Consider the following 14,132-nt stretch of genomic DNA (forward strand, 5'->3'; position numbering starts at 1 on the left):
CCACGGGGCGCGAGGTTACGCGCTGCGCCAGACCGGGTTAGACCACGCACGTTTGCCCGCCGCGTCAATCACGCTGACCCGGAACCAAGGCGATTTGGACAGCCGCGACAGCGGGATCTCGACGCGGGTCAGCGACTGGCCATGCTGGGCCACCGCCGCCGTGCCTTGCCCCTGCACGATCACCGAGGCTACCGCCGAGCATTCGACCGTGACCGAGGTCTCATTCCACGTAATCTGGCGCAGCTCCGGCCCTTGGCTGGAATAATAATGCCCCGATTTCAGCGCCGCCAGCAGCGCCTCGGGGGTGTTTTCGCGCGCACCCACCCGCACCCAACCGCCGAAATGATCGGGCTCGGTGAAATGGGCGTCGTCGGTGGCGATCAGGTTAAGCCGCCGCCCTTCGCCGAGCAACAGATCGAGCGTATGAAACCCGTCCGCGCGATCGCAGCCCATTGCACAGCCGTGGTTATAGGTTTCAACCGCATGCGCGGTCTCAAGCGCGCGCGCATCCGCCAGCGTCAAGCCCGACCAATGCGGATGTGCCACCGCCACGAACGCCCCGGCAGCGACGGCGCGCGCGGCAATCTCGGGGCCGGTTTCCTGATCGGGATGCGCATCAAAGCTGAACACCTTTCCGGGCGCGAAATCGGGCGGCAGTCCGACCGCAAGGATATGCCACAACTCGCCATTTTCCATCGCGCCCGAATGCAGTTCCGCGCCTAAGATCGTGGTGAAATCGGCATCGCGAAACGGCACGGTGTCGGCAATCGGATAGCCAAAAAAGCCAATGAAATGATCGGTCAACGCGATAAAATCATAGCCTTCGGCACGGTAGCGTCGGCAGACTTCGGCGGGCTCAAGCGCGCCATCTGACAGGTTGGAATGGGTGTGCAGATTGCCGCGCCAAAAGGGCAGGCTTGTGTCGTAAAGCGGGGTCATCGGGGCCTCTGTCATCGCTCTGTGTTTGGGCGAGACTAGGGCAGGGCGCGCGCGTGCGAAAGGGGCGATTACGCGCTCTCGGTAATCTGATAATCGCGCGCGATGCCCGTGCTGACCTGGCCCCAATGCGAGGCTTTGGTGCGCGCCTGATGGGCCTCGAAATCGGCCCGGCTGGCAAAGCGTTCGTGCAGTTCCCACACCAGCGGATCGCTTGATTGGGTGACTTCGAAATGCTCACAGCCCGGTTCAAGATGGGTGAGGCGGATATGCTCGGGCAGGTGCGTGCGCAAGATGTCAAGCTGCGCGCGATCGGTGCAGATCAGGCGGCCAGTGAGGGTCAGCGGCATGGCAAGTCTCCCGAGGGGTGAAAAGGCCCGGAGCGGCGCCGTCCGGGCATCAAGGCTAGGCGATCGTGTGCGCATTTGTCGAGCCTGATCACAAGTGCATCACCGTGGTTTCATCGGCGATCAGCTTTTTCTGACCCTCAGCGGCACCCGGAAAAGCGGCAAGCGGTGAGGGCGGCAAGTGAAAGGATCGTGGCGAGAAGAGGCTGTTTTATGGAAATTGCCTGCGTCGATCAACTGAATGTCTCGTGGTGACGCGGGGCTCAACAGAGATCGCGGATGCGGCTGGGGCAGGTTGACGCGCGAGGGATGCGAATAGGGGGGGTACCTCGGCAGCCCTTGGACAGGGACCTCGTGCGTTCGCGGCTAAATTCCTTTCACTGGAAAGAATTTGCGGCCCCGTTGGGGCCGCCGCCGCTCACTCCCACTCAATCGTGCCGGGGGGTTTGGAGGTGATGTCATAGGTCACGCGATTGATGCCCTTGACCTCGTTGATGATCCGCGTCGCCGTTTCGCCCAAGAATTCATGGCTGAACGGGTAGTAATCGGCGGTCATGCCATCGACCGAGGTCACTGCACGCAGCGCACAGGCAAAATCATAGGTCCGCCCGTCGCCCATCACGCCCACGGTGCGCACCGGCAGGATCGCCACGAAGGCCTGCCAGATCTCGTCATACAGACCGTGCTTGCGGATCTGGTCGATATAAACAGCATCGGCCTTGCGCAGAATGTCCAGCTTTTCGCGGGTGATTTCACCGGGGCAGCGGATCGCCAGACCGGGACCGGGGAAGGGGTGACGCCCGATGAACGAGGCGGGCAGGCCGAGCTCGTGACCCAGCGCGCGCACCTCGTCCTTGAACAGCTCGCGCAGCGGCTCGACCAGTTTCAGACCCATCTTCTCGGGCAGGCCACCGACATTATGGTGGCTCTTGATTGTGACCGAGGGGCCGCCGGAAAACGACACCGATTCAATGACATCCGGGTAAAGCGTGCCCTGCGCCAGATACTCGGCATCCTTGATGTCATTGGCGTATTTCTGGAACACGTCGATGAACAGCCGTCCGATGGTCTTGCGCTTCAGCTCGGGGTCGGAAACGCCCTCAAGCTCGCCCAGGAACAGATCGCTTTCATCGGCGGCGATCAGCTTGATGTTGTAGTTGTCGCGAAACATCTTGACCACTTCCGTGGCCTCGTTCTGGCGCAGCAAGCCGTGATCGACAAAGACGCAGGTCAGTTGATCGCCAATCGCTTCATGCAGCAGGATCGCGGTGACCGAGCTGTCCACGCCGCCCGACAGGCCGCAAATTACATGCGCATCGCCCACCTGTTCACGGATCGCATCAATTGCTTGCTGACGGTATCCCGCCATCGTCCAGTCGCCCGTAAAGCCCGCATCGCGCACGAAATTCTCGTACAAGGTCGCGCCGTTGGGGGTGTGATGCACCTCGGGGTGGAACTGCGCGGCATAAAAGCGGCGGCTCAGATCGGCGGTGATCGCGTAGGGTGCACCCGGCGAAGTGCCATAAACCTCAAAGCCCGGCGCAAGGCGGCTGACATGATCACCATGGCTCATCCAGACTTGTTCGCGCCCAGAGCCATCCATGAACCAGCCTTTGAGCAGGTCGATACGGGTTTGCGTGGGCGTGACGTAAGCGCGGCCAAATTCGGCCGTGTGGCTTTGACCGGCCTCAACCAAGCCACCCAGATCCTGCATCATGACCTGCTGGCCATAGCAGATGCCAAGGATCGGCACGCCCATTTCATACGCGCTTTTCGGTGGGCGCGGAGAGCCCTCACGCGTTACGCTATCGGGACCGCCCGAGAAGATGATCGCCATCGGGGCGAAGTCTTTCAGGAAGGCGTCGGTGACGTTCTGATAGGGATGGATTTCGCAATAGACGTTGAGTTCACGCAGGCGTCGCGCGATCAGCTGCGTAACCTGGGACCCAAAGTCAATGATGAGAAGGCGCTGGTGCTGTGTCATAATCTTGCCATTAGGGCGCGACGGTGCGGAAGGCAAGAGGGGCGTACTCGCTATGCGCTATCATCGTGCCGAAAAGGGGGAATAACGCGCCACTTAGAGGAACGCTTTGCGCAGCATGTTCAGCGCGACGAGCATCAGGAAGACGGCAAAAACGCGTTTGAGCTTTTTCGGGTCCAGCTTATGGGCAAGCGTTGCGCCCAGCGGCGCGGTGATCATGGTCATTGCAATCACGATCAGGAAGGCGGGGATGTTGATCGCGCCGATTGAATAGGGCGGCGCATCGGCCACGGGTGTGAGCAAAAAGCCAATCGCAGAGGGCAGGGCGATGGTCACCCCAAAGCCCGCCGAGGTCGCCACAGCGCGGTGAATTGGAATGCCATGCAGGGTTTGCATGGGCGTGCCGATAGACCCGCCGCCAATCCCCAGCAGCACCGATAAAAACCCCATCAGCGGCCCGAACCACGCCCGAAACAGCCCTCCCGGCAGCCCGTCAGCGATCTGCCAGCTCGATTTGCCAAACATCATGTAGCTTGCGATGATAAAGACCATAATCGCAAAGATGATCTGCATCGTGCTCGTGCTGAGCTGATGCACGACCAACACCCCGATCACCGCACCAATCGCAATCGGCACCACCCATTGGCGCAAGATTTGCCAATCGACCGCGCCGCGTTTGTTATGCGCCATCACCGAACGGATCGAGGTCACGATGATCGTCGCTAATGAGGTCGCCACGCAGACCTGCATCAGATCATCCGAGCCATAGCCCAGCCCGCTGAACAGGTAGAAAAACGCGGGCACGAGAACGATGCCCCCGCCCACGCCCAGCAGCCCCGCCAGAACGCCCGCGAACGCCCCCACCGCCATCAAGATTGCGACAAGCGGCAACAGCGTGGACAGATCGGGCATGGGGCAATCTCCTAAGGGTTACGCCTCGTTAGCCTGCTCACGCGGGGCTGACAATGCGATCTCGAAAAGTTCAAGCCCCGCGCCCTCGCGCGTGGCCCCTTCCGAGAGGATCTGGCGAAAGCGGCGCGCGCCGGGGCGGGCGTGAAACAGGCCCAGCATGTGGCGTGTGATCTGATGCAGCCGCCCACCCGAGGCGATATGGCGCGCGATATAGGGTTTCATCGCCTCGGCCACCTCAAACGGGTCAACCGGGCGACCATCGCCCCAAATCTCGGCATCCGCCGCGCCCAGAACCTCCATCGGCTGGTGATACGCCGCGCGCCCCACCATCACCCCGTCCAGCCCCTGCGCAAGCTCGGCCTGCGCCTCCGCGAGCGTGGCAATCCCGCCATTGATCGAGATGTGCAACTGGGGGAATTCAGCCTTCATGGCATGCACCAGCGGATAATCGAGCGGTGGTATTTCGCGATTGTCCTTGGGCGAGAGCCCCTGCAACCACGCTTTGCGGGCGTGGATTGTGACGCGCGAGACTCCGGCGGCGGCGATCTTGGACAAGAAATCTGGCAGCACAGCCTCAGGGACTTGATCATCCACGCCGATGCGGCATTTCACCGTTACTTCAACAGGTTGTGCGGCGATCATTGCGGCCACGCATTCAGCCACAAGATCGGGCGATTTCATCAACACCGCGCCAAACGCCCCCGATTGCACGCGATCCGAGGGGCAGCCGCAATTGAGGTTGATCTCGCCATAGCCCCAATCCGCCCCAATCCGCGCTGCCTGCGCCAGTTGCGCGGGGTCCGAGCCGCCCAGTTGCAACGCCACAGGATGTTCGCGCACATCGAAGCCCAGCAGCTTGTCACGATCACCATGAATGACGGCAGGCGCCGTGACCATCTCGGTATAAAGCAGTGCATGGCGCGAGATCTGACGGTGAAACATCCGGCAATGACGATCCGTCCAGTCCATCATCGGGGCAACGGACAGGCGGGCGGCGCGTCGGATGTCTGATCCGGCTTGCTTTGGGATGTTGGCGTTTTCGGGCATGGCTCCCGGGGTCCTTAAGTTTCGCCTCGTTTGCCCGTTTTCAGCGGGGGGATGCAATACCTTGTTGCCTTTGAGACGACATCTAGCGCGTCTCAGGTGCATTTCATCACCGAACGCGGCCCCCCATCACCCCGTCGCGACTGTTGAAATCTCGTCTGCGCGCGATAGGTGAGGCGCAAGCGAGAAACTGCGTCCTGCCAAGCCGCTTGCTTGGGGTGGGGCGTGAAACTCTGGGGATGTTATGGAACTCAATTCGGATTTTTCAAAACGGGTATTGGTGCAATCCGAGGCGTTGGCGTGGGTCGGCTCACCCTCGGCGGGGGTCGCGCGGCGCATGTTGGATCGGATTGGCGACGAGGTGGCGCGCGCAACCAGTGTCGTGAGGTTTGAGCCGGGGCATAAATTCACTCCCCACACCCATGGCGGGGGCGAGGAGTTTCTTGTGCTCGAGGGGGTGTTTCAAGACGAACATGGCGATTATCCAGCGGGCACCTATGTGCGCAATCCGCCCGGCACGCGCCACACGCCGGGCGCGCAAGAGGGCTGCACGATTTTCGTCAAGCTCTGGCAGTTCGACGCCGCAGATCGCGATCAGTTTCGCAAGCATATCTCTGAGGGGCGCAGCCCGGCCGGGCCGGGAGTTGAGCGGGCCGAATTGCACCGCGATGACCGCGAGGTCGTGAGCCATTTCACCCTCGCGCCGGGGGCCACGTTGCGCGTTGATGAGCCGGGCGGAATTGAGCTGTTCGTGCTGCGCGGCGAGATCGGCGAGCAGGGCGATACGCTGGGGCAGGGCGCGTGGCTGCGTCTGCCCGATGGCGCGCCGCTTATTGCCATTGCGGGCGATGCGGGCTGCGATCTTTGGATGAAGACCGGGCATCTGCGTTTTGTGGCTGCTCCTGATGCGTAAGCGTGCAGGGACGCAGCAAAGCCCCCTGTCGGTCAACCGATGATGCAGACGCAGGTTGCGATTGTCGGGGGCGGGCTGACGGGCCTTGCGCTGGCGCATCAGTTGCAGGGCGCGGGTGTCGCGTTTGAGTTGTTTGAGGCGCGCGCGCGCTTTGGCGGACGCATCAAGGCGTTTGAGAGCGCGCAGGGTCGGGTGGATATTGGCCCCTCGTGGTTTTGGCCCGGTCAACCCCGGATCGCGGCGCTGATCGACGCTCTTGGACTGGCGAAATTCGCACAATATGACCAAGGCGCGCTGTGTTTTGAGGATGCCAGCGGCCCAGTTCAACGCGGGATGGGGTATGCCTCGATGTCGGGCTCATGGCGGCTTCAGGGCAGTCTGGTGGCGTTGATTGACGCGCTCGTGGCGTGTTTGCCGCAAGATCGGGTGCATACGGGCGCAGAGGTTACGCGGATTGCGCGTTCGGGTGCGGGGGGGAAGATCACGCTGGCGGACGGGCAATCGTGCAGCGCCGGTCAGGTCGTGCTGGCGGTGCCGCCGCGCATCGCGCAGGCGCTGCCTTTCGCGCCCGCGCTGACGCCTGCGCAACTGAGCGCGCTTGACGCGATCCCGACCTGGATGGCGGGGCATGCGAAATTCGTCGCAGTTTACGACAACGCGTTTTGGCGTGCCGACGGGCTGTCGGGCGATGCGATGAGCCGGCGCGGACCGCTGATGGAAATCCACGATGCGTCAGGGGATTCAGGGCAACCCGCTGCACTGTTTGGATTTTTCGGGCTGGATGCACGCGCGCGGCAGGCCCAGGATACCACGCTGGCGCAAGCCGCGCTGCATCAATTCGCTCGGTTCTTCGGCCCGCGCGCGCTGAGCCCGCAGGCGCATTACCTTCAGGATTGGGCGCGCGAGCCACTGACGGCGCGCCCGCGTGACCTCGATCCGCTGCGCGCGCATCCCGACTATGGGTTGCCCGCCGTGTTGGCAGGGGTGTGGGACGGACGGCTGCAGTTTGCCTCTAGCGAAACCGCGCCTGAGATTGGCGGTTATATGGAGGGCGCCTTGGCCGCGGCAGAGCGTGTGGCCGCGCAGGTGCAGCGCACCTATTCGCCGGGCCCGAAATAGCGGCAACCTTTGCGGCCAAAGGGTGCGGCGCAGGCTCCGGAACGAATGCCAAGGAGTGTAGCGAGTCTGCGAGGGCGGTATCTCGACCAGACGCGGCGGTCTCGAAACCAAGCTCAAGGCGCGAACTTGCTGCGATTGCGGAAAGGGGCGGGTTCCAAGTTTCATTGCTTTTCGTTACAGTTTTGTCCTAATATGTGTCTTGGTGTAATGTCTGGGGGCGGCGATCATCATGCATCAACTCGAGGCCGATGCGCTGACGTCGCCGCGCGCGCCGTCGTTTATTGTGACGCTCTATGGCGATATCGTCGCGCCGCGAGGCGGTGTGCTTTGGATCGGGACGTTGATCGAATGCTGCGCGGCGCATGGTCTGAGCGAGGGGCTGGTGCGCACGGCCGTTTCCCGGCTTGTCAGCTCTGGGCGTCTTGAGGGCGAGCGCATCGGGCGAAAAAGCTATTACCGCCTTACTGACATGGCCGAGGAGGAATTCGAGGCGGCTGCGCGGGTTCTCTATGCGCCGCCGCCGCAGCCGACAGGGTGGCTTGTGACCCTAAGCGAGGCTGAGACTGTCTCGACGGATTGGCTGCCAATTGGGCCCAAGGCCTTCATCGCGCCGCGTCGCAATGATGTCCTGCGCCCTAATGCTGCGGTGTTATCTTGCGATACGGTTGCAGGGATAGGGGCGCTGCGGGACTTTGCGGCCCAAGCTTGGCCTTTGGCCGAGGTGGGCGCGAAATATGACGCGTTTCTCTCGGTGTTTGAGCCGATCTTGGCGCATGTGTGGGAGGCTGGCGCGCCGCCGGGGCCAGAGGCGCTCGCGCTTCGGCTGCAACTCGTTCATGCCTATCGTCATGCGGCTCTTGTCGATCCGCGCCTGCCTGAGGCGGCTTTGCCCGAAGGTTGGCCGGGGGGGCGGGCGCGCGCGCTTTTCGTGCGCGGATATCTGGCACTGACCCACGCGGCCGACCAGCATATCGGTTTGACGTTCCACGATTCGCGCGGGCGGTTGGCGACGGCGACGGCAGCCACAGAGCTTCGGGAAGATCGTCTGCGCCGAGAGTGTCTGGCTTAAGCTGCTGACTTTCCGAGACATATTTCGCCCCACAGAAACGTATTACGGATTTTCGAAGGTTTCTCTTTTCATGTGATATGATTCTTCCTATATTGGTGACCGAACGGTCGGTTTATTCTGTTCACGCTAAGGAATAGGGGAGGATTCTATGAGCGAGGCCTTTATTTGTGACGCCATTCGCACGCCAATCGGGCGCTATGGTGGCGCTTTGTCGAGCGTGCGTGCCGATGATCTGGCCGCGATTCCGCTGCGGGCCTTGCAAGAGCGAAACCCCGGCGTCGACTGGACGCAGGTTGATGACGTGATCATGGGCTGCGCCAATCAGGCCGGCGAAGACAACCGCAATGTCGCGCGCATGGCCACGTTGCTGGCAGGGCTGCCGGTCGAAGTTCCCGGAACGACGGTGAACCGGCTGTGCGGCTCGGGTATGGATGCGATTGGTCTTGCCGCGCGCACTGTGCGGGCGGGTGACGGGGATCTGATGCTGGCAGGCGGTGTCGAGAGCATGAGCCGCGCGCCCTTCGTCGTGGCCAAGGCCGAGACGGCGTTCTCACGCAATGGCGAAATGTATGACACGACGATCGGGTGGCGCTTTGCGAACCCGAAGATGGACGCCGCATATGGCACCCACACGATGCCGCAAACCGCAGATAACGTCGCCGCCGATTACAATATCAGCCGTGAGGATCAGGACCGTTTCGCCGCCGAAAGCCAGCGCCGCTGGGAGGTTGCGCAGACGGCCGGGATTTTCGCAGAAGAAATCGTGCCGGTGACCATTCCCCAACGCAAAGGCGAGCCGAAAATCGTCAATACCGATGAGCATCCGCGCCCCGGTACAACGGCAGAGCTGTTGGCCAAGCTGCGTGGCGTGAACGGCGCGGATCTGACGGTGACGGCGGGCAATGCCTCGGGTGTCAATGATGGCGCGGCGGGCGCGATTGTCGCCTCGGAGGCAGCGGCGAAACGCCATGGGCTGACGCCGAGAGCGCGGGTCGTGGCGATGGCTGCGGCCGGTGTGCCGCCCCGGATCATGGGCGTCGGTCCGGTGCCTGCGGCACGTCGGGCGCTGGCGCGCGCAGGGCTGAGCCTTGAGCAGATGGATGTGATCGAGCTGAACGAGGCGTTCGCGGCGCAATCTTTGGCGGTGCTGCGCGAATTGGGTCTGCCCGATGACGCCCCCTTTGTGAACGCGAATGGCGGGGCCATCGCGATGGGGCATCCTTTGGGAATGTCGGGCGCGCGGCTGGTGCTGCACGCAAGCAATCAACTTCACCGCACGGGTGGGCGCTATGCGCTGTGCACGATGTGCGTTGGGGTCGGGCAGGGGATCGCCATGATCCTCGAACGGGTCTGAAGGGAGATCGGAACATGTATGCTCAAATGGTCAAATCCACTGGTGACGCCGTCAAATCGCGCGAAGAAATGAGCGATGACGAACGCCATTTCCAAGACAAGGTCGATGCCAATATCAAGGTCGAGCCGCGCGACTGGATGCCCGATGATTATCGCAAGACGCTGATCCGCCAGATCGGTCAGCACGCGCATTCCGAAATCGTGGGCCAGCTTCCCGAGGGCAACTGGATCACCCGCGCTCCGACGCTGGAGCGCAAGGCGATCTTGCTCGCGAAGGTTCAAGATGAGGCCGGGCACGGTCTGTATCTGTATTGCGCCGCTGAAACGCTGGGGGTCACGCGCGACGATCTGACCGAAAAGCTGCTGTCGGGACGGATGAAATATTCCTCGATCTTCAACTATCCGACCCTGACTTGGGCGGATATGGGCGCTGTGGGCTGGCTGGTCGATGGCGCGGCGATCATGAACCAGGTGCCGTTGCAGCGCACCTCTTACGGGCCCTATTCGCGCGCGATGGTGCGGATTTGCAAGGAAGAGAGTTTCCATCAGCGGCAGGGCTACGCGATCATGATGAAGATGGCGCAAGGCTCTGCGGCGCAGCGCAAGATGGCGCAAGATGCGCTTAACCGCATGTGGTATCCGTCTTTGATGATGTTCGGCCCCTCGGATAAGGACAGCGTGCATTCCGCGCAGTCGATGGCCTGGAAGATCAAGATCAACACCAATGACGAGCTGCGCCAGAAATTCGTCAATGAGACGGTGCCGCAGGCGGAATATCTTGGGCTTACGATTCCCGATGAGAACCTGAAATTCAACGAAGAGACGGGCAATTACGACTTTTCGCAGCCCGACTGGGACGAGTTCTTCGAGGTTCTCAAAGGCAACGGCCCCTGCAACACCGATCGTCTGAATGCGCGCCGTAAGGCGTGGGACGATGGCGCATGGGTGCGTGAAGGGCTTCTGGCGCATGCCGAGAAGCGGGCAGCAGCCAAAGTCGCAGCGGAATAATTGCGTTTCGGAGGAGGAAAACATGAAAAAGGAATGGCCGCTTTGGGAAGTGTTCATCCGTGGTCAGCACGGTTTGAACCACCGTCATGTCGGGTCGCTGCACGCACCCGATGCGGAAACTGCAATCCTCAACGCGCGCGATGTTTACACGCGGCGCAATGAGGGGCTGTCGATCTGGGTTGTCGAGGCCCGCCATATCTCGGCCTCGGCACCGGGCGATAAGGGCCCGCTTTTTGAGCCTTCGGAAAGCAAGGTTTATCGTCACCCGACCTTTTACGACATCCCCAAAGACGTGGGGCATATGTGATGGCACAGGTCGATCAAAAGGCCCTGCTGGAATTCGTACTGCGTCAGGGCGACAACACGTTGGTCCTTGGCCATCGGGTGTCTGAATGGTGCGGTCACGCGCCTGTTCTCGAAGAGGATATCGCGCTAGCCAATACGGCGCTTGATCTGATCGGGCAGACGCAGATGTGGCTTGGTCTCGCCGCCGAGATCGAGGGCGAAGGCCGTACGGCAGACGACATGGCGTTTCTGCGCGATGCGTGGGATTTCCGCAATCTGCTGCTGGTAGAACTGCCCAATGGCGATTTCGGCCGCACGATTTTGCGTCAGTTCCTGTTTGACGCTTTCAGCGCGATCTATTTGCCGCTTTTGACCAAAAGCGCAGACCCGCGCGTTGCGGAAATCGCGGCCAAGGCCACCAAGGAAGTCGCCTATCATCTTGAAAGATCGGCGCAAACTGTTGTTGGTCTGGGCGATGGCTCTGAGGAAAGTCATGCGCGCATGCAAGAGGCGCTGGATTATCTGTGGCCCTATGTTGGCGAGATGTTTGCCAGCGATGGCGTCGATCAGGCCATGGCCGAGGCCGGTATTGGCCCCGACCCGGCGGGCTTGCGCGCGGAATATGACGCGTTGATTGGCCGCGTTCTAAGCGAGGCGACACTGCGCATTCCCGAAGACAGTTTCGCCCATAAGGGCGGGCGCAACGGCTATATGCATACTGAACATTTGGGTCATCTATTGACGCAGTTGCAGTGGTTGCAGCGCGCCTATCCCGGCTGTGAGTGGTAAGCGATGTCGCGCCCCAGTGTAGAGCAGATCTGGGAATGGCTTGATGGCGTTCCCGACCCCGAAATTCCCGTGATCTCGGTTGTCGATCTTGGGATCGTGCGGGATGTGGAATGGCAGGGCGATACGCTGGCCGTGAAAATCACGCCGACTTATTCGGGGTGCCCGGCAACCAGCGTGATCTCGTTTGATGTCGAGGCCGCCTTGCGTGCGCATGGGATCGACAAGATCGAGATTCAGCGCCAGCTTAGCCCGGCATGGACGACAGATTGGCTAACCGAGTCCGGGCGCGAAAAGCTGCGCGCATTCGGTATCGCTCCGCCCATCGATGGCACGGCTGCCGATGGCGTGTTGGCCGGGCGGATTTCAAAGTTGAGCGGTGAGGGCAATCTCAGCGTTGCCTGCCCACGCTGCGGATCGACCAATACGGAAAAAGTGAGTCAATTCGGCTCTACCCCCTGCAAGGCGTCCTACAGATGCAAGGATTGCCTCGAGCCGTTCGACTATTTCAAGTGCATCTGAGCCAAAGGAGGAGAGGCTCATGTCCCGTTTCTACCCGCTGGAAGTGACCGAAATCCGCAAGGAAACGCGCGATGCGGTCGTTGTCACGCTGAAGCCGCAAACGGATGCGGCAGCGCAATTTGATTTCACCCAGGGTCAATATCTGACCTTTCGCCATGATTTCGACGGTCAAGAACTGCGCCGGTCCTATTCGATCTGTGCTGGCCTTGATGAGGGCTGTCTGAAAGTCGGCATCAAGCGCGTGGACGGGGGGGCGTTCTCGACTTGGGCGAATGAAACCCTCAAGTCGGGCGACGTGATTGAGGCGATGCCTCCGATGGGCAAGTTCTACACGCAACTGGACCCGGCGCAGACCAAAACCTACCTTGGCTTTGCGGGCGGTTCGGGGATCACGCCTTTGCTTTCGATCGTGAAAACCGTGCTTGCGCGGGAACCGCAATCGACCTTCACGCTGGTCTATGCCAACCGTCAGGTCAGCTCGATCATGTTCCGCGAAGAGCTGGAAGATCTGAAGAACACTTATCTGGGCCGCTTCTCGTTGATCCATATCCTCGAAAGCGAAAGTCAGGATATCGAGCTGTTCACCGGGCGCATCGACGCTGCAAAAATGGAGGCCCTGTTCCGGATGTGGATCGATGCCGAGACCGTCGATACCGCGTTTATCTGTGGCCCCGAGCCGATGATGCTGACGATTGCCGAAAGCCTGCGCAAGCACGGTCTGGATGACAGCCAGATCAAGTTTGAACTGTTCGCGTCCTCGCAGCCGGGTCGTGCGCAGGCGCGTGCCGTTTCGCAAGACAGCGCAAGCACGGCCAATAGCTGTGAAGTGTCGATCACGCTGGATGGCGCGACCCGCAGCTTTGCAATGGCCAAGGATGGCACGGCCATTCTGGATGCAGCGCTCGCGCAGAAAATGGATGCGCCCTATGCCTGCAAGGCCGGGGTCTGTTCGACCTGCCGCGCCAAGGTGCTTGAGGGCGAAGTCGAGATGGACGTCAACCACGCGCTTGAGGATTACGAAGTGCGCGCGGGTTATGTGCTGTCGTGCCAATGTATCCCGCTCTCGGACAAGGTGGTGCTTAGCTATGACGAATGATGCAGAAACGATGTCGGTCGCTGAATACCTCGCGCAGGGCGGCAAGGTCACGTCGCCTGAAAACGTCTCGCCACGCTATCGGGCCGAGTTGATGCGCATGATGTCCTCCTTTGTCGACAGTGAGTTGGCGGGATCGGCGGGTTTTGCCAATGCGATCAACTGGGCACCGGGTATCAAGGAACGGATCGCGGCCAGCCGGATTACATTGGAAAAAGCCTCTAATGCGGAAAAAGTGCTGGATCTGATGGAAGATTTCGGCACCGACAAGGCGCTTTACAATCAAAGCCACGATTGGGCGGCCCGCGGGGCGCGCGAGGATCGAAGCGCCCCGACCCGCCGGGGTGGCGACATGCGGTTGTCGGTATTTCACTACCCTCTGTCGGGCTGGGTCGATGCCTGCGTGATGAACGCATTGATGGGCCTTGCGACCTGTGTGCAGATCGAAGAGATGGTGGGTGTTTCCTACACGCCGTTTGCCGAAGTGATGCGCGAAATCACCCCGATTGAGACGCGCCATATGGAGCTTGGGTTCGAGGGGCTCGAACGGATCGCCGCCACCGCCGAGGGAAAGGCCGACATCGCGGCTTCGCTTGCCTATTGGCAGGATCGCGTGGCCGAGACCTTTGGCGTTGCCGCCTCGGAGAGGTTTGATCGCCTCTCCGCGATGGGGCTGCGCCACGCACCGAATGAAGTGCTTTTGGGGCGCTGGAAGGCACGCAGTGCCGAGGCGCTGGCGGCACTTGGACTCGCATGACATGGAA

General features: G+C 61.3%; 15 protein-coding genes. 10 read left to right on the forward strand and 5 right to left on the reverse strand.

The features are described from left to right. Positions 1–15: 15 nt before the first annotated feature. The 5 genes from AB4874_RS09135 to dusA form a co-directional block, all read right to left on the reverse strand. Positions 16–939, reverse strand: coding sequence for a CehA/McbA family metallohydrolase (locus AB4874_RS09135; RefSeq protein WP_368391751.1), 924 nt, complete (start codon positions 937–939; stop codon positions 16–18). 68 nt (positions 940–1,007) lie between these two features. Then, positions 1,008–1,286 carry a putative quinol monooxygenase gene (locus AB4874_RS09140; protein ID WP_368391752.1) on the reverse strand — a complete coding sequence of 93 codons (279 nt, stop codon included), beginning with the start codon at positions 1,284–1,286 and terminating at the stop codon, positions 1,008–1,010. Between the two features lie 415 nt (positions 1,287–1,701). After that, on the reverse strand, positions 1,702–3,267 hold the full coding sequence (gene guaA / locus AB4874_RS09145) for a glutamine-hydrolyzing GMP synthase (RefSeq protein WP_295533298.1): 1,566 nt from the start codon (positions 3,265–3,267) through the stop codon (positions 1,702–1,704). Between the two features lie 93 nt (positions 3,268–3,360). Then, the gene (locus AB4874_RS09150; protein ID WP_295533296.1) at positions 3,361–4,176 is read right to left on the reverse strand and encodes a sulfite exporter TauE/SafE family protein; all 816 of its coding nucleotides are present in this window, start codon (positions 4,174–4,176) and stop codon (positions 3,361–3,363) included. An 18-nt stretch (positions 4,177–4,194) separates the two neighbouring features. Next, positions 4,195–5,223, reverse strand: coding sequence for a tRNA dihydrouridine(20/20a) synthase DusA (gene dusA / locus AB4874_RS09155; RefSeq protein ID WP_368391753.1), 1,029 nt, complete (start codon positions 5,221–5,223; stop codon positions 4,195–4,197). A gap of 241 nt (positions 5,224–5,464) precedes the next feature. On the opposite strand from dusA, the gene AB4874_RS09160 reads away from it, so the two are divergent. From AB4874_RS09160 to AB4874_RS09205, 10 genes are all read left to right on the forward strand, one after another. Beyond that, positions 5,465–6,133: a cupin domain-containing protein gene (locus AB4874_RS09160; RefSeq protein ID WP_295533292.1), complete on the forward strand. Its 669-nt coding sequence runs from the start codon at positions 5,465–5,467 to the stop codon at positions 6,131–6,133. A gap of 42 nt (positions 6,134–6,175) precedes the next feature. Then, positions 6,176–7,252: a flavin monoamine oxidase family protein gene (locus AB4874_RS09165; protein ID WP_368391754.1), complete on the forward strand. Its 1,077-nt coding sequence runs from the start codon at positions 6,176–6,178 to the stop codon at positions 7,250–7,252. A 229-nt stretch (positions 7,253–7,481) separates the two neighbouring features. Next, positions 7,482–8,321 carry a PaaX family transcriptional regulator C-terminal domain-containing protein gene (locus AB4874_RS09170; protein WP_368391755.1) on the forward strand — a complete coding sequence of 280 codons (840 nt, stop codon included), beginning with the start codon at positions 7,482–7,484 and terminating at the stop codon, positions 8,319–8,321. Positions 8,322–8,469: 148 nt separating this feature from the next. Continuing rightward, positions 8,470–9,675: a 3-oxoadipyl-CoA thiolase gene (gene pcaF / locus AB4874_RS09175; protein ID WP_368391756.1), complete on the forward strand. Its 1,206-nt coding sequence runs from the start codon at positions 8,470–8,472 to the stop codon at positions 9,673–9,675. A 14-nt stretch (positions 9,676–9,689) separates the two neighbouring features. Further along, complete coding sequence (gene paaA / locus AB4874_RS09180) at positions 9,690–10,682, forward strand: 1,2-phenylacetyl-CoA epoxidase subunit PaaA (protein WP_295533285.1); 993 nt, start codon at positions 9,690–9,692, stop codon at positions 10,680–10,682. 22 nt (positions 10,683–10,704) lie between these two features. Beyond that, a complete protein-coding gene (paaB, locus tag AB4874_RS09185) occupies positions 10,705–10,989 on the forward strand; it encodes a 1,2-phenylacetyl-CoA epoxidase subunit PaaB (RefSeq protein WP_295533283.1) in 285 nt (94 codons plus the stop codon). Beyond that, positions 10,989–11,756 (forward strand): 1,2-phenylacetyl-CoA epoxidase subunit PaaC, encoded by a 768-nt coding sequence (gene paaC / locus AB4874_RS09190; protein WP_368391757.1) that lies wholly within the window; start codon positions 10,989–10,991, stop codon positions 11,754–11,756. The genes paaB and paaC overlap by 1 nt, the downstream gene beginning before the upstream one ends. A 3-nt stretch (positions 11,757–11,759) precedes the next feature. Continuing rightward, positions 11,760–12,275 (forward strand): 1,2-phenylacetyl-CoA epoxidase subunit PaaD, encoded by a 516-nt coding sequence (paaD, locus tag AB4874_RS09195; protein WP_368391758.1) that lies wholly within the window; start codon positions 11,760–11,762, stop codon positions 12,273–12,275. A 19-nt stretch (positions 12,276–12,294) separates the two neighbouring features. Next, positions 12,295–13,371: a 1,2-phenylacetyl-CoA epoxidase subunit PaaE gene (gene paaE / locus AB4874_RS09200; RefSeq protein ID WP_368391759.1), complete on the forward strand. Its 1,077-nt coding sequence runs from the start codon at positions 12,295–12,297 to the stop codon at positions 13,369–13,371. Beyond that, entirely contained in the window at positions 13,361–14,125 is a 765-nt protein-coding gene (locus AB4874_RS09205; RefSeq protein WP_368391760.1) for a Phenylacetic acid catabolic protein, read from the forward strand. Before paaE ends, AB4874_RS09205 begins: the two co-directional genes overlap by 11 nt. Positions 14,126–14,132: the final 7 nt, after the last annotated feature.

This window comes from Thioclava arctica (assembly GCF_040892615.1).
Lineage (GTDB): Bacteria > Pseudomonadota > Alphaproteobacteria > Rhodobacterales > Rhodobacteraceae > Thioclava > Thioclava arctica.